The 23,162-nt window shown below is 54.1% G+C and carries 17 protein-coding genes; 9 read left to right on the top strand and 8 right to left on the bottom strand.

The features are described 5' to 3' along the window. The first annotated feature begins 8 nt into the window (after positions 1-8). Both Enr10x_RS06360 and Enr10x_RS06355 read left to right on the top strand, forming a co-directional pair. Positions 9-1,409 carry a hypothetical protein gene (locus Enr10x_RS06360; RefSeq protein ID WP_145105119.1) on the top strand — a complete coding sequence of 467 codons (1,401 nt, stop codon included), beginning with the start codon at positions 9-11 and terminating at the stop codon, positions 1,407-1,409. A 243-nt stretch (positions 1,410-1,652) separates the two neighbouring features. After that, entirely contained in the window at positions 1,653-2,588 is a 936-nt protein-coding gene (locus tag Enr10x_RS06355; RefSeq protein ID WP_145105116.1) for a GGDEF domain-containing protein, read from the top strand. Positions 2,589-2,625: 37 nt separating this feature from the next. On the opposite strand, the gene Enr10x_RS06350 is transcribed toward Enr10x_RS06355, so the two are convergent. The 3 genes from Enr10x_RS06350 to Enr10x_RS06340 form a co-directional block, all read right to left on the bottom strand. Beyond that, positions 2,626-4,941 (bottom strand): parallel beta-helix domain-containing protein, encoded by a 2,316-nt coding sequence (locus Enr10x_RS06350; RefSeq protein ID WP_232093249.1) that lies wholly within the window; start codon positions 4,939-4,941, stop codon positions 2,626-2,628. Positions 4,942-4,975: 34 nt separating this feature from the next. Then, on the bottom strand, positions 4,976-6,667 hold the full coding sequence (locus Enr10x_RS06345) for an aldehyde dehydrogenase family protein (RefSeq protein WP_145105113.1): 1,692 nt from the start codon (positions 6,665-6,667) through the stop codon (positions 4,976-4,978). A gap of 65 nt (positions 6,668-6,732) precedes the next feature. Further along, positions 6,733-7,740, bottom strand: a complete 1,008-nt coding sequence (locus Enr10x_RS06340) for a DUF1559 domain-containing protein (RefSeq protein ID WP_145452614.1) — start codon at positions 7,738-7,740, stop codon at positions 6,733-6,735. A 553-nt stretch (positions 7,741-8,293) separates the two neighbouring features. Here Enr10x_RS06340 and Enr10x_RS06335 point away from each other — a divergent pair. From Enr10x_RS06335 to Enr10x_RS06310, 6 genes are all read left to right on the top strand, one after another. Continuing rightward, positions 8,294-8,896, top strand: a complete 603-nt coding sequence (locus Enr10x_RS06335; protein ID WP_145105110.1) for a TetR/AcrR family transcriptional regulator — start codon at positions 8,294-8,296, stop codon at positions 8,894-8,896. Between the two features lie 407 nt (positions 8,897-9,303). After that, positions 9,304-11,370 carry a carboxy terminal-processing peptidase gene (locus Enr10x_RS06330; RefSeq protein WP_232093248.1) on the top strand — a complete coding sequence of 689 codons (2,067 nt, stop codon included), beginning with the start codon at positions 9,304-9,306 and terminating at the stop codon, positions 11,368-11,370. Between the two features lie 93 nt (positions 11,371-11,463). Then, positions 11,464-12,531 (top strand): beta/alpha barrel domain-containing protein, encoded by a 1,068-nt coding sequence (locus Enr10x_RS06325; protein WP_145448470.1) that lies wholly within the window; start codon positions 11,464-11,466, stop codon positions 12,529-12,531. Between the two features lie 99 nt (positions 12,532-12,630). Then, positions 12,631-13,659 (top strand): ABC transporter ATP-binding protein, encoded by a 1,029-nt coding sequence (locus Enr10x_RS06320; protein WP_145105104.1) that lies wholly within the window; start codon positions 12,631-12,633, stop codon positions 13,657-13,659. Between the two features lie 41 nt (positions 13,660-13,700). Then, the gene (locus Enr10x_RS06315) at positions 13,701-14,525 is read left to right on the top strand and encodes an ABC transporter permease (RefSeq protein ID WP_145105101.1); all 825 of its coding nucleotides are present in this window, start codon (positions 13,701-13,703) and stop codon (positions 14,523-14,525) included. A gap of 408 nt (positions 14,526-14,933) precedes the next feature. Beyond that, entirely contained in the window at positions 14,934-16,190 is a 1,257-nt protein-coding gene (locus tag Enr10x_RS06310; protein WP_145105098.1) for an MFS transporter, read from the top strand. Between the two features lie 110 nt (positions 16,191-16,300). Here Enr10x_RS06310 and Enr10x_RS06305 read toward each other — a convergent pair whose 3' ends face one another. Next, entirely contained in the window at positions 16,301-16,567 is a 267-nt protein-coding gene (locus Enr10x_RS06305) for a hypothetical protein (protein WP_145105095.1), read from the bottom strand. 527 nt (positions 16,568-17,094) lie between these two features. On the opposite strand from Enr10x_RS06305, the gene Enr10x_RS06300 reads away from it, so the two are divergent. Continuing rightward, positions 17,095-18,135, top strand: a complete 1,041-nt coding sequence (locus Enr10x_RS06300; RefSeq protein ID WP_145105092.1) for a fatty acid desaturase family protein — start codon at positions 17,095-17,097, stop codon at positions 18,133-18,135. A 110-nt stretch (positions 18,136-18,245) separates the two neighbouring features. Here Enr10x_RS06300 and gcvT read toward each other — a convergent pair whose 3' ends face one another. The 4 genes from gcvT to Enr10x_RS06280 all read right to left on the bottom strand — a co-directional run bounded on the left by gcvT (position 18,246) and on the right by Enr10x_RS06280 (position 23,069). Further along, complete coding sequence (gcvT, locus tag Enr10x_RS06295; RefSeq protein ID WP_145105089.1) at positions 18,246-19,343, bottom strand: glycine cleavage system aminomethyltransferase GcvT; 1,098 nt, start codon at positions 19,341-19,343, stop codon at positions 18,246-18,248. A 211-nt stretch (positions 19,344-19,554) separates the two neighbouring features. Then, complete coding sequence (locus tag Enr10x_RS06290) at positions 19,555-20,316, bottom strand: succinate dehydrogenase/fumarate reductase iron-sulfur subunit (protein ID WP_145448469.1); 762 nt, start codon at positions 20,314-20,316, stop codon at positions 19,555-19,557. Further along, the gene (locus Enr10x_RS06285) at positions 20,316-22,247 is read right to left on the bottom strand and encodes a fumarate reductase/succinate dehydrogenase flavoprotein subunit (RefSeq protein ID WP_145448468.1); all 1,932 of its coding nucleotides are present in this window, start codon (positions 22,245-22,247) and stop codon (positions 20,316-20,318) included. The genes Enr10x_RS06290 and Enr10x_RS06285 overlap by 1 nt, the downstream gene beginning before the upstream one ends. Positions 22,248-22,325: 78 nt before the next feature. Further along, on the bottom strand, positions 22,326-23,069 hold the full coding sequence (locus Enr10x_RS06280; protein WP_145448467.1) for a succinate dehydrogenase cytochrome b subunit: 744 nt from the start codon (positions 23,067-23,069) through the stop codon (positions 22,326-22,328). Between the last annotated feature and the right edge of the window lie 93 nt (positions 23,070-23,162).

Below are 23,162 nucleotides of genomic sequence, written 5' to 3'. Positions count from 1 at the left end.
TCCTCCGCATGTCTTCATCGAATGCAGCCCTGACCTTACCTCTCGTGAAATGTTTCAGTCTGGCGCTGGCCGGCCTGCTGTTCCTGGTATCAGCAGTTTCCGCAGAAACGTATCAGTTCCAGGAACCGACTCAGGATTCACGCACGTTTAAAGTCAACTCCACGATCAAGGTCAAAGGCCAGCTGGAGACTGCCGTCAACGCGGCCAAGGCCCGCTCGCTGGAACTGGATGTCGATGGGAAACTCGAATACCTCGAACACCGCCTCCCGGGAACCGGTCGCGATGCAGAAGCCTTCCGTTCCGTCCGTTATTACGAAACAGCCACCGCAACCATCGACGTCCAGGGACAGAAAACCTTCGCCCGCGGCAGCGACCGGCATCGCCTGATTGTCGCCGAAGGACAGACCGAAGGACTCTCGCTGCATTCCCCCAAGAGCAACCTGCTCCCCTCGGAAGTGGAACTGCTCAACTCACCGGGAGACAGCCTGCCCGTGCTGGCCCTGCTGCCCCAGTCTGAAGTGGAAGTGGGTGAAGCCTGGACCCCCGATCGCTGGGTCCTGCAGTCGCTCACCGGACTCGAAGCGGTTTTGAAATCAGAACTCACCTGCCAGCTCGACTCGGTGGAAGACGATCTGGCCACGATCACCTTCAAAGGTAAAATCGATGGTGCCACCGTCGGTGCCCAGACAGAAATCACCGTCAAAGGCAAATTTCAATTCCGCACCGACCAGAATTTCATCAGCCATCTGGAAATGGAGCAGACGGAAAAACGCTCCGTGGGTTCTGTCAGCCCCGGCATGAAAGTCACCGCCACCGTCAACTGGGAGCGCAGCCTGGCAGCCGACGCCGGTCCGCTCACCGAGGAAGTCATCGCTTCGATTCCCCTCGAAACCAAACCCGAATCCAAATACCTGAGCTTTGAAACGCCCTGGAATGTACGACTCCTGCTGCCCCGCGACTGGTATGTCTTCCATCAGACCGGCCAGGTCGCCGTCCTGCGTCTGCTCGATAAAGGCAGCCTGATCGCCCAGGCCAATATTTCGAAGATTCCGTCCGTGAAAGCGGGGGAGCATACGTCTGAAGAACAGTTTCACCAGGACATCCGCACGTCACTGGGTGACAAGCTGATCAAAATTCTGAAAGCGGAAAATCTCGCCACAGACGATGGACGCTATATCCACCGGGTCACGGTCGCCGGCAAAGCGAATAATGTTCCAGTCCACTGGATCTACTACCTCTGCGCCGATCCATCGGGTCGCCAGATCTCGTTCGTCTTCACTGTTGATGAAAAACTGCTGGAAGAGCTCAAAGATCGAGATGCCGATCTGGTCCTGAGCCTGGAGTTCCTCGATCCCCAGGCAGCGCCCCGGCAGGCTGGCCCGGCTGAAGAAGACAGCGAACGCAAATAATCGTTGCTGACTTTGGATCGTTTTTTCTCCCACCGGACAGCGCCCCTCGACTGAGAATCGCTACAACCCCTGCAACCCACCCCTCGGATTTCGGATCGGGTAAGATTTGTGGGCCACATCCCTCCATTCTGCGCGGTAAGTTTCAGTTGCTAGACGGTAGACCACTCCGGTTTACGGCGCACTGAAATAAAACATCTCTACGCCACATAAACTCTGTTTTCCTTCCAGACCGAGAAGCGAAGCATGACCGCCATTCTGTTAACCAATCTGTTCTCGCTTTCATCAGACATCCTGATCTGCTTCGGTGTCGGACTACTGCTCGCCGTCAGCCTGGGATTTGTCGCAGGTTATCTGCTGGGTAAAGGGAGCTCCGCACGGGACTTCCGCCGCGCGAAACAACATCTTCAGAACTGTTACGAGCATGTGCAAAAGTCACTGGAGACCGCATATGAAGCCTGTGCTCTGCTGGAGAAGTATCCGGGAACGATCCTGACCCGGGAACAGTCGACTCAACTGAATCAGAAACGTTCAAAGCTGCTCGACCTGATCGGCCGGCTCGTCGAACGCAAAGCCCCCGATCCCGCTGCTGAGGCCGTACCTCAGAAAACAGAAAAGAAAAAACTGCAACCGTTTCCCGAATTGCAATGGGCTTTGCAGCCGGAACAGTCACACATCAAACTGCCGGACGCTTCCGCGTTTGAAGCCAATCTGGAGATGATGCTGCTCGCCGGTTCGGAAACCGAATTGAACAGCGGACTGTTACTCGTCCAGATGAATCAGTGCGAACAGTTGAAAGAGCGGTTTGGCATCATGGCACCAGCCAAATTCATGAAGACGCTTTCCCGCCTGGTATTGCATAAAATCCGTGACGAAGACGTCGTCTGTGTCTGGAAATCCGATACGCTGGCGGTCCTCTTTCCGGGGCTCACCATCACGGAGGGGCAGGCCTGTGCCGAACTCGTCCGCGATGCCATCCGCCATCATCACTTCCGCCTGGAAACCAGCAGCCCGGAAGTGGTCGTCACCGCCAGCCTGGCTTACATCACCTGTGTGCCCGGCGATTCGGCAGAACTGGTCCTCGAACGGGGCGCACACGCCCTGACCCAGTCTCAGAAACGGGGACGGAACCAGTTGATCATCCAGGACAGCCACTCCTACGAACACAAACGGGCTGTCTGAGCAGGCACCTCTGACAACATACTGGAGCCGCCCCCTTTTATTCCGAAGCTGCTTCTGGCGTGCGATCCATCTGACTGATCCACTGACGAATCAGTTCGACCGCTTCCTGATGCACAATGCGATTGCCGATGTTCGGCATCCGCGCCGCCAGATCGTTCGATTGCAGGCGATGCATCAGAATGGATTTCTCCGGCGCTCCGGGCACAATGTCATAGCTGCGCCCGCCGGAACCCCGTCCCGCAGCGACGGGTGTTTTCCAAACCCCGATCTTCGCCGGATCCTGTTGCAGATACCGCAGATCGAGTCCCGTCGTCCGCGCATTCCCCCCGGGACTGTGACAGTGACCGCAATTGACCGACAGGTAAGCCCGTACCCGCTCGCTGACGCTGCCCGAATGCGGATCATCAAATGCAGGCAGCTTCTGGACGGAACCCATCTCAGGAGCCTCGCTGAGCAGATCCTTCCGTTTCAGGTACGCCAGTTGATTTTCAGCCCCGTGAGCATAGTCAAACATCCGGTTCAGATTCGCAGCCGTCGGGCCAATCGGCACGTACTTGTCATGATGACTGTGACAGCTGAGGCACTGATTCGCATTGGGCACCAGGTGTCGGGTGGATCGGCGTTGACCATCGGTATGAATCCAGTCGACCTCGATTTCACCCCCTCCCAGGCTCAGCTCAGCATCCGTCTGCTGCTCATTCCAGATATAGGAGTAACCATACCAGCCGGACGGTTTCAGAAACTCGACCCGGGTCTCAAGCAATCGCTCTCCCGCTTCCGGGTCACGCATATCCTTCGGATACGCAAACGTCTTGATCAGCATCGTCCCCTCAGGAAACTCCAGCACGCCCGATTCTTTGAAACGAACCTGCTTCCCTTTCGGCAGACGTACGAAACGATGTTTGGATGTGTAATCGGTAAACAGCGTCGTGATTAAATCATAAGGAATCACATCGCTGGCCGGCTGCTGTGAAACGCCGTTTCCCTGAAACAGTTTCAACTCGGACAGCTTTCGCGGGGCATCGTAATACACATTCAAAGTTGTATTTCGAGAGGGTTCAGGAGCTCCATGCGGCTTCAGCGCGACCGGTTTGAGTGCCACTCCGGTCCCTCTATAAGGTGTCACATCCGCACTGGGACGGTATTTTCCCGCAGCAATGTTCTCCGGCGTCAGGTTGCTGAAATCAATATTCAAAAACCCGACTTCACCGTTGTTCGCCAGCGTCAGGCTCTGCCCGTCCGCTTTCCGGGGTGCGGTCACACCGTCATACACAATCGCAGGCAGCGGCGTCCCCACAATTGATTTCAATAACAGGCCCAGTTCGCCGTCCGGATCGGTGCCTCCCCCTTTGATCATGTTATCGTGAATGTAAACCTGCTCTGGATAAGGATCATAATGCTGGTCTTTCAGCTTCTTGCCGTAAATCAGAAAACTGACGACAGACACACTGAACGAGCGATTGTCCTCGATTCGGTTCTCGAACACTTCGACCTCATCGGTCGCCATGATCAGCACTCCCGAACCGGCGGGTACGGAGGCGACCATATTCCCCTTGGGGGCAAAGTTCGCCAGATTGTTTTTGAATATCTGATTCCTAAAGACCCGCACGTGCCGCCCGTTCTTCTGAGGCAGTCCCGGCAGATCGAATACCAGCAGTCCACCGGTGTTATTCGTCACCTCGTTATCATACACGTCGGCATTGATCGTATTCTCAATCTCGATCCCCGCCACATTCGCTTCGGCCCGGCTGTTACGCACGACAACGTCCGTCGACTGTCCCACATAGATCCCCGCATCCGCGGCACCGATGGCAATACAGTCTTCGATCAGCACGTTTTTGCACTGCACCGGGTAGAGCCCATAGGCACCGTTGGTCGTTTTAGGACCGCCCGTCCACTCGGTTCGGACTCCACGAAACGTCACATTCTCAGCCCCCAGCACCTTGATCGCGTTGTGACTCGTGTCCTCGACCGCAAAATTTTCCAGTACCAGGTTATCGCCGCTGGCCAACAGGCCAAAGCTGCCGTCACGCTGTTTTTTGAAGGAGAGAATCGTCTTGTCCTGGCCGGCTCCACGAATCGTGACGTTATCTGTCACCAGATTCAGCCCCGAGTGCAGATGATAGGTTCCCGCTTTCAATTCCAGCACATCACCGGGTACCGCTTCGATCAGCCGCGACTGGAATTCAAACTGGAAGTCCGGTCCGGGAGCAAAAGTGTATGTAGCCGGTTTGAGTTGTCGCGCCCCAGCAGCCACAGCCGAGGTGCAAGTGGCAGTCATCACGATTTCGCTCAACAGGAACAGTACGGTCACAGCGAACACTCTGTTGACCCGGAATGACAAAACATGCATGGCAGGAAATCCGTATTGAAATGAAAGTAGAAAATTAAGGCTTCACCACAGACAGTCCGACCCGCATGAGACCGCCCATAGAAGGTTGTGTATACAAATCCAGCAGGCGCCAGCCCACCGCCTCCGAATGCGGATGCGAGGGAAACCAGACCGGATAAGGAATCAGCGTCAGAGGCCCGCAGAGAACGGTCTTTTCCACGTCTGACAGAAAATACGTGTTGTGCACATTTCCGATCCCGCTGACAACATCCCGTAAATCTCCCCCGGGAGCCCCTCCCCAGGGGGTCGTCATGAAGGCGTAGTTCAACGCCGGCCAGTGGTTGACGGCCACCGCCCCATAATTCAATCGGGCGATTGCCTGCTCCAGCTGATTCGCCTGCTGCTTGCGAAATTCATTCGGCACTGTGATCGTGGCACACAGCGTCCCCCACACATCCTGATTCACAAACGTGACTGCCCGTTCCAGAAATTCGGTTGGGGAATCGGCCCCAAGTGCAGTTTCTGCACAGACACAGACGAAAGATTCTTCCTGAAACAGATGGGGAGTCTCGCGGGGATCGGCATTTCGAATCAGCTTCCAGGGCAGATAATTTTCATCAGAGGGAGTCTCCCCGGCAAAGCGTTCCCAGCGGGCAGCTGCCCCCGGGTAATAGGCATACCGCGGCGGAATTTCCGACAGGCGTTGTTCAATCAATGCCAGAAAATGATCGCGTTGTTTCCAGTTGGCAGCAGTGACAATCAATTTCGTCGCCAGGCAGTTGAAGGAAGCATTATTCACAATCGAAGCGACTACGTTCTCAGCCTGAAACCGCAGTTGCTTTTCCGAATAGTTGCCAGGCACCACAATCCAGGGAGAGATATTCCCCAGTTCGCTGGTAATCGGCACCTGCAGGCAAGGCTGATTCTGCTCCTTCCGCCTGCTCCGCTCCTCAGCAGTATTTCCCCAGACGATCGCATCGTGGGTCTGAGTCGAACCGGTAATATGAATGCGTTCGACAGCAGGATGCTCTACCAGCGCCGCCCCGATCCTGCCGTCTCCACAAACAATCCGTAGCAGCCCTGCCGAAATCAGTGGCTGAAAGGCCTGCTCGAATACCGGCTGCAGGTACTCATTCACCGGATTCATTTTCAACAGAACCCGTTCCCCATCCTGCAGGATTTTGGTCAGCACGTCGGTCGCAGGAATCGCAGAAACATTCCCGGCCCCCAGCACGAGGGTCAAGGGCAGCGCAGATCCGTCTACAGCAGACTTCTCTAACACAGACAGATCGAACAGTCCCCCGTCCGGATCCGCCTGCTTGAGCCACGCCTCCGCTTTCAGACCGAAAAAGACCAGCGAATCAAACATGCCCGAAGCGGGAAAGACGGGAACCCGCCTGTGACCTGTCCCTGAAAGAACCGGTCTCCCGGAAAGTGGTGGCTGCCCCGTCTGTTCGATCGACTTCAGGCTGAGCAGCAGCACCTGCAGAAAACGAGCCACCGAAACCGGCCCGGCCAGCACCTCTTCCGCGCGGACCGTGCTCCCTTCCGGAATCCGTTTGGCCTGGCAGGATAGTTCAACCCACTCCCGCGCCGCAGCGGAAAGAGACTGCAGACATTCCCGGGTTAACCGCATCCGCTCCTGAATCGAGAGCCGAATGGTCGGAGCGGCTGCCGTCAATTCAGTCAGCGCCTGCGTAACTGCAGGCGCGCTGACATCAGAAACGTAAGGCTGTTGCTGAATCATATTCTCCCTGACAGAGCGCTGGATCTCAGTGTCGCATACAACTTCGACAGACGGCTACAGGAACCTTACGGAGTCTCGACCACTTCGCTTCCATGAGTAGTGGAGAGTGCCTGATAGGTTCCCAGGTCGACATTCTCGCTGATGAAATGCACGGAGCCGTCCGCATAGAGAAAATGACAACCGCCGATATGCTGACTGCGGAAATTACTGGTCGCGTCTGCGCCGCTCAGTGAGCAGGTGGAATAGTTCCCCAGGTCAATCAGTGTTTCGGTTGTGTAGGTCTTGTTGATCCGATCAGCCGTACTGCCAAAGATACTCGCCCGGGGACCCAGTACAGATTTAAAATCAGTGTTCGGCGGCTGTGCCACGATCCAGGCCTGCGAGGCTTCCACTTTAGTTGAAGGAGCCGTGTTACAGCCCTGACCTTCACACAGGATAAACTGAGGACCGGTCCCCGCTTCCCCCATTGCGATGGTATTGCTCGAACCGTCCAGGATATCCCGCATCTTGGCGCCACGGTTCAGATCAAACATGCCCTTCACATTACTGGGATGACTACTGGTATTACACCAGCCGATATTCGATCCGCGACACAGAGCATAGGTGGTAATCCCGAAGGTACTTCCCACGGGCAGACTGAGTGCCCCCAGGGCGGAGTCTGAAATCGGATTCGGCCCGACATTCGAGGGACAGACAAAGGTCGGCACTACGGTACGGGCTGCTGCTGCAGACTGATTTTCCCAAGCCTTGGTCTGATTATAGAGATTCGAGAGGTTCGTCTGATCAAAATACGGCAGCATCATCACGATCCCGTTCGAGATGAAATTCCCACCGCCCGAAGAAGTATTGAAATTCACGCTTGTCCCCAAAGGAAACGTGCTGTGCGCTTCATGGTAGTTATGCATTGCCAGGCCGAACTGTTTCACGTTGTTCTTGCACTGCGTTCGACGAGCCGCTTCCCGGGCCTGCTGCACCGCCGGGAGCAACAGAGCAATCAGAATCGCAATGATGGCGATTACGACCAGCAACTCGATGAGGGTGAATCCTCGCTTCAGAGGTTGACGACATACCATAGCGTTACTCCTCGTAGTTCCGTAAAAGTATGAAATGTGCCTGAAAAATTATCGAACACCGATTTTCAAAACCGGTTCTGGTAATTCCATGTCACTCAGACGGGAAGAGAGGATGCGATTTGCTTTCGGGTCGCAGTATTCAACCAGACCGCAGACAAACAGCGAAACTCGCTTTCCAGACATTCTTTTAAAACAGAATTGAAGTATTAAATGCAGCTGGTTTCCGTTACTGGAAACCACCACGGATTTCAGCCATCGAGAGTGATACAGATTCGTATCAAATTAAGGACGTGTCATGGTCTAAAGTGAATAACCTCCCGTTCAGTAAATATATGAACGGAATTCAAACAATTTTTTGTCTTGAAAAGATTGGATAACCGGTAACGTTACCGTTACAATACGTATGCTACAGACTCTGATTTATGATTTCAACAAAAAACTGGCGAAAAAGATCAATCAGAATCAGTAAACAATTCGTTCCCCCGTTTTGGGAATCTTCACAGCAGCAGGCGCACCAGCTATACTCTCGTAGCCCGTCAGGAATGGAGCGAAGATGTCATCGACCGATACGCCTAAAAAAGAAGTCACCTCTCAGGAAGCCATTCTCAAAGCGGCAATTGAGGAGTTCGCGGAACGGGGCGTGGATGGAGCCCGGATCGAAGCAGTGGCCCGCGAGGCCAATTTCAACAAATCGCTGATCTATCGCTATTTCAACGATAAACGGGGCCTGTTCGAGGCGGCACTGCAAAACAAACTCCAGGAGCGGAGTGACACGGTCGAAAAGATCCCGGTCAACATCAGCGAAATTCTACAATATTACTTCGAGGAAAACCTCCGCGATCAGAATTACGTTCGCGTGCTGCTCAACGAAGCACAGCAGAACAACGGCGCTCCGATCATCGACGAGCCCTGGCGACGGGAGTATTACCAGAACCACATTAATCGACTCAAAAAGTCACAGGAAGAGGGCATCATTTCCGATGATTTTGATCCCGTCTGCCTGATGCTGATCTGTACTGCCCTGGTCTTTTTCCCTGCCACGCTGCCCCAGTTGGCGCAACTGATTTCAGGGCACCCGGTCGATTCCGAGGAATTCCAGGCCCAATGGAAGGACTGTATCTCGCTGTTGGGACAGTTGCTGCAGCCGGGGAAGTAAACCCGGCACCATCAGCACAACAATCTGATACTAAACAACTTACAGCATCCACACTGCCGCAGGTTCATGGACGCTGGTTGACGGAATCAAAGTGAACCTGATCGTGAGTGGGAGGACATTTCCTTTCAGCAAAGATTCCGCCCAGGTTTGACCAACAAATCTGCCGCGGGACACGTATTAATTTCCACTGGCTTGCTGGTTCACTGGAATTTCCTGTCCGAGAGGGATGTTTCAATAAACCAGCCTCTGTCATGCAGATTCGGAAGTGCCTCACATGAAAATGTCACCTTGTCCTGTTTTCAGAGATCCTATAATATCAAATGGCTTACATAAGTGAATTCCCGGTGTCATGTCGGCTTCACTGATGCTTTCTCTTTCACATGAAATTCAGATAACGGACGAAACTTATGAAGTTAAATCCTCCCTCAAAAGCAGCCGCTGCTCTCAGCCTCTGCATGGTACTCCTGCTGGGAACGGCAATCTTTGCTCAGCAGGCCGCTGTCGCTGACTCCTCGAATGACTCTGTCACTGCCAAACGCGTCTGTGCCATGGTCAGTCGTTTCCATATCAGCGGCAAACCGATCAATGACGAAATCTCACAAAAGCTGATGAAGCGCTTCATTAAGCAGCTCGATCCGCAAAAACTTTACTTCTATCAATCTGATATCGAACACTTCGAAGCGGACAAGACACAGCTGGATGACAAACTGGCGGTCGGCGATGTCAGCTTTGCCTATGATGCATTTAACCTGTATCTGCAGCGTCTCCAGGAACGCATGGACTACGCTCAGCAGCTCGTTGATGTCGATCACGACTTCACCGTGGATGAATCGATCGTCGTCGATGCCAAGGATCTCGATTTCGCCAAAGATCAGAACGAGATGAACGAGCGTTGGAGAAAACGGGTCAAGTACGATCTGCTCAACCTGATTCTGGAAGACACCGAACTCGCCAAAGCACGCGAGCAGTTACACAAACGTTATCGCAACAACCTCCGTACCATGTCTCAGACCGAAAAACCTGAGAAACTCGAAATGTACCTCAGTGCCCTGACTCACTGTTTCGATCCTCACTCCAGCTACATGTCTCCCCAGACACTGGAAGACTTCCGGATCAGCATGGAACTCAGCCTCGATGGGATCGGTGCGGCACTTCGTTCGGAAGATGGCTACACCGTCGTTGCCGAAATCGTCCCCGGTGGTGCTGCTGATGCAGACGGTCGCCTCAAAGCAGGCGATAAAATCGTCGGCGTGGCCCAGGAAGACGGCGAGTTTGTAGACGTGGTCGAAATGAAACTCAGCAAAGTCGTACGTTACATCCGCGGCAAGCGGGGGACCATCGTCCAGCTGCGTGTCAAGAAAGAGAAAAACAATGCGATCGAAGTTTATAAGCTGACCCGTAAAAAGATCGAACTCAGCACTTCGGAAGTCAAAGGTAAGATCATTGAAACCGGAGAACGGCTCCCCGGTCAGACCGGACGCATCGGTGTGATCAGCATTCCTTCGTTCTACCGTGATTTCCGCGGCGCACAGCGGGGTGATGAAAACTTCAAGAGTACGGCCCGCGATGTCCGCAAGGTCCTCTACGACTTCCGCGATCAGGGTGGCGTTGACGGGATCATCATTGACCTGCGATTCAACGGTGGTGGTGCTCTCAGCGAAGCCATCGAAGTCTCCGGCCTGTTTGTCGACGAAGGACCTGTCGTGCAGGTGAAGCAGATGGACGGCGAACGCAAAATCCACAGCGATGTCGAACCGGGCGCTGTTTACACCGGTCCGCTGGTTGTGGTCTGTAACCGCCTCTCCGCTTCTGCTTCCGAGATCTTTGCCGGCGTCATTAAAGACTACAAACGTGGCCTCATCATCGGTGATACCACGACACACGGTAAAGGGACCGTCCAGAACGTGATGCCGGTTTCCAACCAGATGTTCAGCTTCCTCAAAGGCCAGGATCTGGGCGCCCTGAAACTGACCATTAACCAGTTCTACCGCGTCAACGGAGACAGTACTCAGAACCGGGGCGTCCGCTCCGATATCGTACTCCCGTCTCTGATCGACAACATGGACCTGGGAGAATCCTTCCTGGATGATGCCATGGAGTTTGACAAAACCGAAGTCGCTCCTCACGAGTCACTCGGGATGGTCAGTCCGAAAATCCTGGATCAGTTGAAGCAGGCCAGCACAAAACGTGTTGTCGCTGACAAGGACTTCAAAGAAACCCAGGAAGAAATCGACAAGTACCTGAAAAAGAAAAATCAGAAAACAATCTCTCTGGTCGAAGCCACACGACGTAAAGAAATGTCGAACGACAAAGACAAAGAAGAGAAAGAGAAGAAGAAAAAGGAAGAAGAAGAGAAGAAGGACAGTGCAGCCGACAAGGATATCTTCAAAAAGGATTTCTACAACGATGAAATCCTGAATATCACGGTCGACTACATGAACGTGCTCAAGAATATGAACACCGTCCAACGTTAAAATCCCTGGAACTGATTTCCCCTCCACTGCTCCGATCCCTGTTCAGGGGTCGGAGCTTTTTTCATTCGCTGTCCGGTACCCTCAGGTTTTCTGATGCAGAACCCCTCTTCCCTGCCACACTACGATCGACTACAGACTTACCAGTGGAACTACGACCACGCCCCCGATCCGGTTGAACTCGAGATCCCGGATGTTCCGGGAGACTGGGCTTTCTGTGGGCTACCGGTCCCCTCTCCGCTCGGTATCCCTGCCGGCCCCCTGCTCAACGGCAAATGGGTCCGGTATTACGCCAGCCTGGGCTTCGATGTGTTAACCTACAAAACGGTCCGCTCCACAGCACGGGAATGCTACCCGCTACCCAATCTGCAACCAGTGACTGTCTCCTCCATGACAGGACGGGAATCACAGGTCACGCTCACCGACCAGATGCAGGGCAGTTGGGCCGTCTCATTCGGTATGCCTTCTGCAGCCCCCGAAACCTGGCGCGAGGATATCGCACAAACGCGTCGCCTGTTGCCCGCGGAGAAAATTCTGTCGGTCTCCGTGGTGGGCAGCCTGCAGCCTGGCTGGTCTCTGGATGACCTCGCCAATGATTATGCCCTCTGCGCCCGCTGGGCCCTGGAAAGCGGAGCCGACTGTATCGAAACCAATTTTTCCTGTCCCAATGTCTGCACCCGCGACGGCCAGCTCTATCAGCAGCCCGAAGCCGCAGCCCTGGTCGCCAGCCGGGTCCGGGCTGCCATCGGCGAGACTCCCTACCTGATCAAAATCGGACATCTGACTCAAGAAAACGTAGCCCGCACTTTTCTGGAAGCAGTGACACCGTATGCCTCAGGAATCGTGATGACCAACAGTGTCGCGACAACCGTTACTGATGCAGATGGAACCCTGTTATTTAATGGAGAACAGCGAGGCATCTGCGGCTCTGCCACCCGGGAAGCCTCTCTGCATCAGCTGCAACTCTTCCGACGGCTGCTCTCAGAATTACCGCCGGACAGCAATCAAACACAGCTGATCTCCTGCGGGGGCATCAGTTCTGTTCAGGATGTCAGGCAGTTTCTCGAAGCCGGTGCCCAGGCGACGCATCTGGCCACAGCCGCCATGTGCGATCCGCTGATCGCCTGTCAGATCCGTGCAGAACTGGCAAAAGAACCTCTCTGACATACCGGACTTGGATCAAAACAGCCTTGCCTGTTTGTTTTTTCTGAATCGCAGTATTTGTCGCTCGACCCATCGCAACAGGTACCGTAAGATGAGGGCATGAATGCCATCGTCGTCAGAAATCTCGAGAAAACATACAAAGTCTACCAGAAAAACGAAGGGGTTTTTGCCTCTTTGAAAGGGCTCTGGAAGCGCGATCATAAAACCGTTCACGCGGTCACCGATGTCAGTTTCACGATCGAGCAGGGGGAAATCGTCGCCTTTCTCGGCCCCAATGGAGCCGGCAAAACCACAACCCTCAAGCTGCTTTCCGGCCTGATCTTTCCCTCCGCCGGCGAAGCCACCGTCCTCGGACATGTCCCCTGGAAACGGGAAAATGAATACCGTCGCCGCTTCTCCCTCGTCATGGGCCAGAAGAACCAGCTCTGGTGGGACCTCCCCGCCCAGGAATCGTTCCGCCTGCACAAAGAGATCTACCGCATCGATCCCCAACAGTACGACCGCCGCATCGATGAGCTCACCAGTCTGCTGGAAGTCAAACACCTGATTGGTCAACCCGTGCGTGAACTCTCCCTCGGTGAGCGGATGCGGATGGAACTCATCGCCGCCCTGTTGCACCGTCCCGACGTCCTCCTGCTGGATGAACCGACCATCGGGCTGGATGTCGTCTCGCAGCGCCGCGTGCAGGAATTTCTGAAATACTACCAGAACGAACAGAAAACGACGGTCGTACTCACCAGTCATTACATGAAAGATGTAGAAGCCCTCTGTAAACGGGCCATCATCATCAACCAGGGAAGCATCAAGCATGACGGCCCCCTGAGCGACATTCTCGACCGCTTCAGCAATTATAAAATCATGGACGTGCAGTTTGACGGCGATGACATGCCTCGCGACTTCTCCCAATGGGGTGAAGTCCTGGAGAACGAAGCGCCGCGTGTCAAACTGAAAGTCCCTCGGAATAAAATTCCGGAGATCCTCTCCAGCCTGCTCGCGAAATACCGGATACTCGATGTCGGCGTACAGGAACGCCCGCTCGAAGAAGTGATTGCGGAAGTCTTCACCGAACAAAAAGAGACGGCCGCTCTCCAGCGGGAACAGAGCCTGGAACCATCAGCAACCGAATAATCCGGCTGAAAGTACAACCCCACACTTTTCAACAGACAACCATGATCGCCAGCCTGCGGACCAATTGGATCATCCTCAAAACATCCATCGAAGAACGACTGGTGTACCGGGGAGATTTCGTCTTCGCGACCTTCGTCCGCTTCCTGCCAATCGTCACTCAGATCTTCCTGTGGGGCGCCATTTACGGCATCCACACCAGTAAACCGGTCAGCAGCATCAAAGGCTACAACTATCAGGAAATGGTCGCCTACTACCTGCTCGTGATGGTGGGGCGTGCCTTCTCCAGTATGCCCGGGCTGGCCAACGGCATTGCCAATGATGTGCGGGACGGGACCATCAAAAAATATCTGATCCAGCCGATCGATATGCTGGGATATCTCTTCTGGGCCCGCATGGCCCATAAGCTGGTCTACTATATGGTCGCTCTGGGACCGTTTATTCTGCTCTTCTACCTCTGTCGTGATTACTTCTCGGGCTGGCCGGATGCATTTACTATTTTTGTCTGGGTGCTGTCACTCCTGATGGCCTTCCTCGTCGGCTTTCTGATTGAATCACTCATCGGACTGATCTCCTTCTGGTTCCTGGAAGTCAGCTCGCTGATCTTTATCTATATGATGCTCAACTACTTTCTCTCCGGCCACATGATCCCCCTGGACCTCTTCCCGGAACCGCTGAGCCAGTGGATGCAGATGCTCCCGTTCAAATATCTGGCCTATTTCCCCGGCACGGTGATTCTAGGTAAATATACCCATCAGGAACTAATCATCGAATTGTCCATTGAAATTGTCTGGATCGTGGTCCTGTTTTCTCTGAATCGCATCGCCTTCCAGCGGGGAATCCGCCGCTATAGTGCTTTTGGCGGATAAATACAGCAATACCAGAGCCTGTGCACTTCAGTAACGCTTTAAATCGCAGCCTGCCCCCGGAGAATTTCTGCTTTCCCGCGAACCTCCGCGAAAGTTTAACAATTCTCCCTTAGACGGATACACATCACTCTGCTAAAATGCAGGCATGGGCGTGGCGGACTTTTGACATCCGTGCCACTCTGCCAGGACGAAAGTCGCGACTCCCCTCAAATTCACGAACTTGGAGATACCTGAGCGTGTCTTGCAGTTGTGAACCCGCCAGACAGCCTCACAAGATGCTTGCAGGGCACCCAGGCTGATCCCGCCGAATCAGACAACCTGATCCTGAATTGTGAGCGGAAACATTATGTTTCCGGAAGAATTACTGGTACTTTCAACGGCAATCTGTCTTAACTTGAATTTAAACGAATGTCTATCACCCCTGTTATTCCCTCCGATGAAGAGGAACCGATATACAACCGGCTGTTCTGGTTCTGTTACCTGGCCAACGTGCTGTTAGTGACCGCAAACGCGATCACATTCCGTTTTGCCGACCTGGTCACTTACCTGGGCGGTAACGAAGAACTGGTCGGAGATATTGTCAGCTGCGGCGTCTTTGTCGCCTTGATTGCCCGCTTTTTCCTGGGACAGGGCATCGACCGCTACGGGGTTAGAACACTCTGGGCACTTTCCGCAGCCATCTTTGTCGTCGGTGCCGGAGGAATGACACTCTGCCGGAATCTGGGTTGGGAGATCTTTGCACTCCGGATGTGTTTTGCGACCGGAATTGCGGGAATGTTTACCTGCTCTGTCGTGCATATCCAGCAGAAAGTCCCGCATCACCGCCGTACCGAAGTCATCGGCAGCCTGGGAAGCAGCGGGTTTGTCGGCATGATTCTGGGGACACAGGTCAGTGACATCATGTTGCGCTGGCTTCCCGCCGGGAATGCACAGTTCTACGCCCTGTTCGGTATCCCTGCTTTTCTGGGATTCTGCTACTTACTCATCGTGCTGTATGTGACCCATGACGACGTCCATCGCAGGCCACAGGTCACTCCGGCTGCACACCAGCTCCTGTTTCGCTACTGGCCCGGCCAGGTCATGCTCGTCGCCATCATGATGGGACTCAGCTTCACGGTCATCAGCGTCTTTTTGACTCGCTTTGTCTCGCACCGGCATCTGGGTGGGATCGGTACCTTCTTCCTTGGATACGCGATCTCTGCCTTCTTCATCCGCATCTACACCCGACGCTGGGGCACCACCGTGGGTCGGACCAAGATGATCACCATGGGCCTGATGGGGCACGCGATCGGACACACGATTCTCCCCTCTATCACGCAGGAATGGCAGCTGATCGGCCCCTCGATCCTCTGTGGATTCGGCCACGCCCTGCTCTTCCCGGCGGTGGTCTCCCTGGGAACCGAATCATTCCCCCCGCAATACCGGGGCACGGGCACCACAATCGTACTCGGCTTTTTCGATGCAGGCGCGATTATCTTTGCTCCCATCCTGGGGGGCATCATTGATAACTGGGGCTTCTACCCCATGTTCTACACGTCTGCCTCGGTCATGACGCTCACGGCCACTGTCTACACCTTGACAGCCAACCACAGCCTCGGAAAAGATGCCGCTGCTCCCGTGCAAAAACAGGAGCTGTGCACTGCCCTGGACGATTCCGGCGACTGAGAGTTCCCTGAGAGGCCTCTAGAGCGCGCCGCATTTAACCATAGCGTTTCTCAATCGAATATACTCGGTCCAAATGGTCCTGGAGACGCTACAGTAAAACTGGACACAGTCTAGCGGATCGCTCCCGATTCGAGATCCTTCACAACCTCAGCCAGAATCGCGGGATCAGCCGTTTTCAGCACGTGATCGATGCGGGCAGGCGGGACATTCAGCCGCTCCATGATCTCCCGGGCTTTTTCCCACAGCTTTTCCTTCTTTTTGCCTTCTGCTAAAAACAGGTTGGTGCAGAGCTCGGAAAGCCTTTGCTGATCAATCGAATCCCGATTGTCATAGTAACGTTTGATCACATCCTTTTGGTAATTTGAATATTCTGGCATTAGAAAGGCTTAACTCCTGAGACTTTTCCCAATATGGCTCGAAACGGGAAGATTTCCTGCCGCTGGCAGGGTGATTGAAGACTTATATCGGTTTGAATTATCGTGAGACTGACTACAATTTCTACTCAGTCGGGAGGTTTTGAAAAAATGGTTTTTCCGCACTTTTTTGAAGTGCAAGTCCCCTAAACCAGTTATAATAATGAATTTCCGACATCGTGGGTCAGAGAGTGGCTGCAAAGCCCGCATCCCCCCCGAATCGACGTAACTGGCGTAATGCACCTAACATTTACATTACTCCCGAATAGTCCTATTTAAAAAAATAATCGCATCATGAGCGCGAGATCACAAGACATGATGTAGTATTTACAGAGAATGGCCGAAATTTCTGATAAGTTGACTCACAGATTTGCTGTGAGTAACATTTTAACTGGTTTAACTTGATTTCATTGTAACGGAGATCCGTTACTCATAACTGGTTAAATAAAATATTAGAAACGTGCTGGTAGATTATTAGACCGGAGCCGAATGTGTCCGTAACTCAATTCACTGAACAGGAATTAAAAGCCCTGGAAGAAAAAACGACGATCCCTCGTTTTTTGTTCCTGCCTGTAGGATTGGTCGCAATCTGGTGTCTTGCCGTTTACTGGCCCACTGATGCCATCAGCTGGCAGATTTTTCTGACCCTGTTTATCTCCTACTGCCTGTTCTGCTGGACCAGTTGTTTTCACGAATGCTCGCATCATACGCTTTCCGGCTCCAAAAACGCCAGTATCTGGCTGGGACGGATTTTAGGGACGGCCATGTTCGTGCCCTACACTGTCTATCGTGAAAGCCATATTCGCCATCACGCTTACCTGAATAAACCAAGTGACTGGGAACTCTGGCCCTATTCCGACCCCAATACATCACTCCGCTTCCGCAGAGTCTTCATCTGGTTCGACCTGATTCTGGGTGTGTTTATGGCTCCCTTCATCTACGGTCGCATCTTCTGGCATAAAGATTCGCCACTCACAGATCCCAAGCTCCGCAGAACTATCCGCTATGAATATGCAGGCATTGTAGTCACCTGGGGCTTGATCATCGGCCTCTGTATCCACTTCGATGCCATCTGGGGGCTGTTACGCGTCTGGGTTCTGCCCCACTATCTGGCAGGCATCTACCAGAATACTCGTAAATTCACAGAACACCTGGGCATGAGCAGCTACGATCCCATGCTGGGAACCCGAACGGTCGTGGGTAACAACATCATCACGAAGCTCTGCACCTACTTCAACTTTGACATTTTTGTACATGGCCCGCACCACCGCCATCCCAAGATCGCTCACAACCTGCTCCTGCAGAAAATGGATGATTACAAGGAACAGAACCCCGACGTCAAATACCCGGTCTTCACGACCTACTGGGCAGCCATCATCGACATGGCCCCCTCATTCTTTAAACAACCGGGTGTGGGAATGAATGCGGGAGCGCCTGCTCCAGCAAAAGAAAAGAAACAGATCGACAACTTCGTTGGCGATGTTTCCAAGGAAGTCCTCGCAGAAACCGACCTCTCCTCCCGGAAAGACTGAGCTCCTCAACCTCAATCCGGAACAGGCTGGCACTGCGACACCCAACCAGCATGGCCTGCAGCAACTCTCCCTCGCTCAGGGCCGATCTTGACCGGCCCTGACACCGTTTCTTAAGTGTCGCGCTTGTAGAACGGCAGCGGAGTCACTTTTACCGGAAATCGCTTGCCGCGAATATCCGCTTCCAGAACCTGACCCGGTTCAGCAGACGCAGATTCAACATAAGCCATCCCGATCGGCATATCCAGCGTCGGAGAAAAGGATCCGGATGTCACCACACCTACCCGCTGTTCGCCCTGGAACAGTTCGGCCCCTTCGCGAGCCGCCCGCTTCCCTTCCAGTGTAAAACCGATGCGAACTTTGCGGTCCTCGCGTGCTTTCGCAGCGACCAGTGCTTCTTTACCAATGAAATCAGCCGCCTGCAGCTTCACAGCGAAGTTCAATCCCGCGGTGAACGGATCGGTCTCTTCATCCAGTTCGTGGCCGTACAAAGGCATCGCGGCTTCCAGACGCAAAGTATCCCGGCAGCCCAGTCCTGCAGGTACCAGCCCGGCACTCTGACCGTCGGCAATCAGACGTTCCCACAGCGCCAGGCCCTCCGCCTGATCGACCACCACCTCAAAGCCGTCTTCCCCGGTATACCCGGTCCGGCTGACGAGCGCATCCACGCCCAGCACTTTGGTCTCCACGCCATAGTAATATTTGATCTCGCTCAGTTCGGCGTCCGCCAGTGGATTCAGAATTCCCAGCGAAGCAGGTCCCTGCAGCGCCAGCATGAATTTCTCACATGTCTGATCATCCACCTGCACATCAAAGCCATCCTGCTGCTGCGCAATCCAGTCGACAATCTTCAGACGATTGGACGCATTCACGACCAGCAGATAGAACTCGGAGAACCGGTAAACGAGCACATCATCCAGGATCCCCCCGGCTTCATTCGTCACCAGCGAGTAACGAATCTGCCCCGGTTTGAGCGACTCAACACTGTTCGTCAGCAGGTGATCCAGGAAACGACACGCATCCGGACCACTGAAAAACAGTCGTCCCATATGGGCAATGTCGAACAGACCCGCCGCCTGACGCACCGCATGATGTTCTTCGGTGATGTTGGTATACAGCAGCGGCATATCCCAGCCGGCGAAATCGACCATCCGGCCGCCATGCTCAACGTGCCACTGATGACAGGCAGTAGTGAGTAATGAATCAGACACAGCTCTCTCTTTTATCAGTAAAATACAGGCTCGAAACGGAAAACAGGCGCTGTCGACTATTGTGGAACTTCCCACACCATCTCGCAATCAACAGGCTCTGCGAATCTTAAAAATCCTTATTTAATCAGCTAATGCCTGCGACGGATCCATAAAAAAAGCGAGGGTCCCCGCAGGTTCCCTCGCTGTAGAAATCAACTCTTCTGTTGTTCGCTTAGTCTTTCGAACACAGCTGGGCTCGCAGGTATTCCCGGTTGAGGCGGGCAATGTTGGAAACCGAAATCTCAGCCGGACAGGCGGCCTGGCACTCTTCGGTGTTGGTACAGTTTCCAAAACCCTCTGCATCCATCTGGGCCACCATTTTCTGCACGCGGCTCGCACGCTCGGGAGCTCCCTGGGGCAGAACCGACAGATGCGAAACCTTGGCCGAAACAAACAGCATCGCAGAGGCATTCTTACAGGCAGCCACGCAGGCACCACAGCCAATGCAGGCCGCAGCATCCATGGCCGTCTCCTGTACGGGCAACGGCACGGGAGTGGTGTTCGCATCGGGAGCATTACCGGTGCTCACCGAAATGTAGCCCCCCTGTTCGATGATTCGATCAAAGGCACTGCGATCGACCACCAGGTCGCGGACCACAGGAAAGGCCTGTGAACGCCAGGGTTCAATCACGATCGTATCGCCACTCTTGAACCGCCGCATATGCAGCTGACAGGTCGTCGTGCCCGTATCGGGTCCATGTGCCTGCCCGTTGATCATCAGGCTGCACATCCCGCAAATGCCTTCACGACAGTCATGGTCAAAGGCGATCATCTCTTCGCCCTGCTCTACCAGTTGCTGGTTGAGCACGTCCAGCATTTCCAGAAAGGACATATGCGTGGAGATGTCGGTAACCTTGTATTCCACATAACGCCCGATGGCATCGGGGCCAGGCTGGCGCCAGATTCTGAGCGTCAGATCCAGAGTCTCGCTCATTATTTATAACTCCTCGTAGCCAGAGGTACTTCTGTAAATTCTAAATGCTCACGATGTTCGACCGGCTCATTGCCGACCCCTTTGAACTCCCAGGCAGCCACGTGACAGAAATTCTCATCATCACGTAATGCTTCATTTTCCGGAGTCTGATGTTCTGCCCGGAAGTGACCGCCACACGATTCTTCCCGGACCAGCGCGTCCCGCACCAGCAGCTCTCCGAATTCCAGGAAATCAGCCAGTCGACCGGCGTGTTCCAGGTTCTGGTTCAACTGCTCGCCTTCACCCAGAACTTTGACACTCGACCAGAATTCGTCCCGCAGTTCGCGAATCTTGCCCATCGCGGTTTCCAGCCCCTGGCGTTCCCGGGACATGCCGCAGTATTCCCAGAGAATATGCCCCAGTTCACGATGGATGCTGTCCGAAGAACGCGTCCCGTTCACTCCCAGAATCTTCGCGTTCCGATCCTGGGCACTCGCCATCGCTTCGACAAATGCTTCATCGTCCGTCGAAACGTCGGGCAGAGCATTCGAACCGAGATAGTGACCGGTCGTGTAGGGAGCCACAAAGTAACCGTCTGCCAGCCCCTGCATCAGTGCAGAAGCCCCCAGCCGGTTGGCCCCGTGGTCGGAGAAGTTCGCTTCACCCAGCACAAACAGTCCGGGAATGGTACTCTGCAGATGATAGTCCACCCACAGGCCGCCCATTGTATAATGCACCGCAGGATAGATCCGCATCGGTACCTGATAAGGATCTTCCCCGGTAATTTTGTGATACATGTGGAACAGGTTGCCGTACTTGGTTTCGATGGCGTGTCTGCCGTCGCGGGCAATCGCATCCCGGAAATCCAGGAAGACAGCCTGTCCGGTCGCTCCCACACCATAGCCGGCATCACAGCGTTCTTTGGCTGCCCGGGAAGCCACATCGCGGGGCACCAGGTTCCCAAACGCGGGATAGCGACGTTCGAGGTAGTAGTCGCGCTCACCATCGGGAATTTCATTCCCGCGGCGTTTGTCGTCGGCCGACTTGGGTACCCAGACCCGTCCGTCGTTTCGCAGACTTTCACTCATCAGGGTCAGCTTGGACTGGTAATCGCCACTGACCGGAATACACGTAGGATGGATCTGTGTGTAACAGGGATTCGCAAAGAACGCCCCCCGCTTATGACAGCGCCAGGCTGCGGTAACATTTGAACCTTTGGCGTTGGTCGACAGGTAGAAGGCATTCCCGTAACCGCCCGTACAAAGCAGCACGCAGTCAGCCGCGTATTTTTCGAACTCGCCGGTAATCAGGTTACGGACGATAATCCCCCGGGCCACCCCGTCCACTTTGACCAGATCCAGCATCTCACGCCGCGGATACAATTTCACGCGTCCGGCACTGACCTGACGCATTAACGCACTGTAGGCTCCCAGCAACAGCTGCTGCCCCGTCTGCCCGCGGGCATAGAAAGTTCGGGACACCTGGGCGCCCCCAAACGAACGATTAGCCAGCAGTCCGCCATAATCGCGGGCGAAGGGGACCCCTTGTGCGGTACACTGATCGATAATATTGTTACTGACCTGGGCCAGACGATGCACGTTGGCTTCGCGGCTGCGGAAGTCGCCCCCCTTCACCGTATCGTAGAACAGACGCCACACACTGTCGCCGTCGTTGGGGTAGTTCTTAGCGGCATTGATCCCACCCTGGGCGGCGATACTGTGAGCCCGCCTTGGAGAGTCCTGGAAACAGAACGATTCCACATGGTATCCCAGTTCCGCCAGGGAAGCAGCAGCCGAGGCCCCTGCCAGACCGGTTCCCACCACAATGATCTTCTTCTTCCGTTTATTGGCTGGATTGACCAGCTTCATCTCCTGCTTACAGCGATCCCATTTTTCGGCCATGGGACCATCAGGAACTCGAGAATTCAAAACCGTCGTAGCCGACTCGGCCATGATATCTACCTTCAAAACGGAACGTGTGAAACTATCTACTGAATGGTGAAAAACAGACGCAACAGGCTGGCGGAAAGGTTAGCGTATAAAAAAGCCCCAGAGTGGCAGGCTGACAAACCCCGCGGCGATCACAATCGCAAACAGAATCGCCAGTTTCTTGATCCAGGGGGTGTACTTGGGATGATTCAACCCCAGCGACTGGAACGCACTCCAGAAACCGTGCGACAGGTGGAAACCGAGTACGATCGTTCCCACAATGTAAATGGGAGCACTCAGACCACTGCCCAGAACCTGCACGATGATGCCAAATGGTGACTGATCCTTGTAATCCACTGTCGGATTCAAATGCAGCTTCATGTCGATCATGTGCATGATCAGGAAGATCAGGATGATCGAACCGGAAATAAACATCCAGGAACTGGTCCGTCCCATCGGAGTACGTCCGAAAATAGAGGGTGGTTCCTGGATCTTGCTCTGTTTCTCATGGTAACTGATGTGTCGTGCCTTGCGATTATCGCTGGTTAGCTTAAACGCCAGAGCGATATGGGCAAACAGCAGCAGAAACAGCCCGGTCTCTGCAACCGGCAGCAGCATCATGCTGTGCAGCTCTTTCGCGTAGTCGTTGTAGGCATCCGCCCCGACATAGACCAGCAGGTTTCCCGCCAGATGTACGACCAGAAAGCTGCATAATAACAGCCCCGTGATGCCCATCACGAACTTCTGACCAATGGACGAGGAAAGCAGGGTCATGATCCACTTCGTCGCTGATTTTCCGCCTGCTGTCGGAGAAGATTGCTGTTTCTCAGCCAATTTCGTCACCATAATCAAGCACTCACTTGGTGATCCTCAAGGGATCCCGTGAATAATAATGTGATTGTGAAATCTATTTACAGAGCGACCGGCGTGGCGGTTGCT

It is taken from the genome of Gimesia panareensis (assembly GCF_007748155.1).
Classification (GTDB): domain Bacteria; phylum Planctomycetota; class Planctomycetia; order Planctomycetales; family Planctomycetaceae; genus Gimesia; species Gimesia panareensis.
This window is presented reverse-complemented; position numbering and strand designations above follow the sequence as displayed.

Excerpts from the sequence above, each read along its gene's own strand:
- Enr10x_RS06310 (WP_145105098.1), top strand. The coding sequence starts at position 14,934 with ATGTCTATCACCCCTGTTATTCCCTCCGATGAAGAGGAACCGATATAC.
- Enr10x_RS06305 (WP_145105095.1), bottom strand. The coding sequence starts at position 16,567 with ATGCCAGAATATTCAAATTACCAAAAGGATGTGATCAAACGTTACTAT.
- Enr10x_RS06325 (WP_145448470.1), top strand. The coding sequence starts at position 11,464 with ATGCAGAACCCCTCTTCCCTGCCACACTACGATCGACTACAGACTTAC.
- Enr10x_RS06285 (WP_145448468.1), bottom strand. The coding sequence starts at position 22,247 with ATGGCCGAGTCGGCTACGACGGTTTTGAATTCTCGAGTTCCTGATGGT.
- Enr10x_RS06355 (WP_145105116.1), top strand. The coding sequence starts at position 1,653 with ATGACCGCCATTCTGTTAACCAATCTGTTCTCGCTTTCATCAGACATC.
- Enr10x_RS06350 (WP_232093249.1), bottom strand. The coding sequence starts at position 4,941 with ATGCATGTTTTGTCATTCCGGGTCAACAGAGTGTTCGCTGTGACCGTA.
- Enr10x_RS06345 (WP_145105113.1), bottom strand. The coding sequence starts at position 6,667 with ATGATTCAGCAACAGCCTTACGTTTCTGATGTCAGCGCGCCTGCAGTT.
- Enr10x_RS06280 (WP_145448467.1), bottom strand. The coding sequence starts at position 23,069 with ATGGTGACGAAATTGGCTGAGAAACAGCAATCTTCTCCGACAGCAGGC.
- Enr10x_RS06335 (WP_145105110.1), top strand. The coding sequence starts at position 8,294 with ATGTCATCGACCGATACGCCTAAAAAAGAAGTCACCTCTCAGGAAGCC.
- Enr10x_RS06320 (WP_145105104.1), top strand. The coding sequence starts at position 12,631 with ATGAATGCCATCGTCGTCAGAAATCTCGAGAAAACATACAAAGTCTAC.
- Enr10x_RS06340 (WP_145452614.1), bottom strand. The coding sequence starts at position 7,740 with ATGGTATGTCGTCAACCTCTGAAGCGAGGATTCACCCTCATCGAGTTG.
- Enr10x_RS06290 (WP_145448469.1), bottom strand. The coding sequence starts at position 20,316 with ATGAGCGAGACTCTGGATCTGACGCTCAGAATCTGGCGCCAGCCTGGC.
- Enr10x_RS06315 (WP_145105101.1), top strand. The coding sequence starts at position 13,701 with ATGATCGCCAGCCTGCGGACCAATTGGATCATCCTCAAAACATCCATC.
- Enr10x_RS06330 (WP_232093248.1), top strand. The coding sequence starts at position 9,304 with ATGAAGTTAAATCCTCCCTCAAAAGCAGCCGCTGCTCTCAGCCTCTGC.
- Enr10x_RS06360 (WP_145105119.1), top strand. The coding sequence starts at position 9 with ATGTCTTCATCGAATGCAGCCCTGACCTTACCTCTCGTGAAATGTTTC.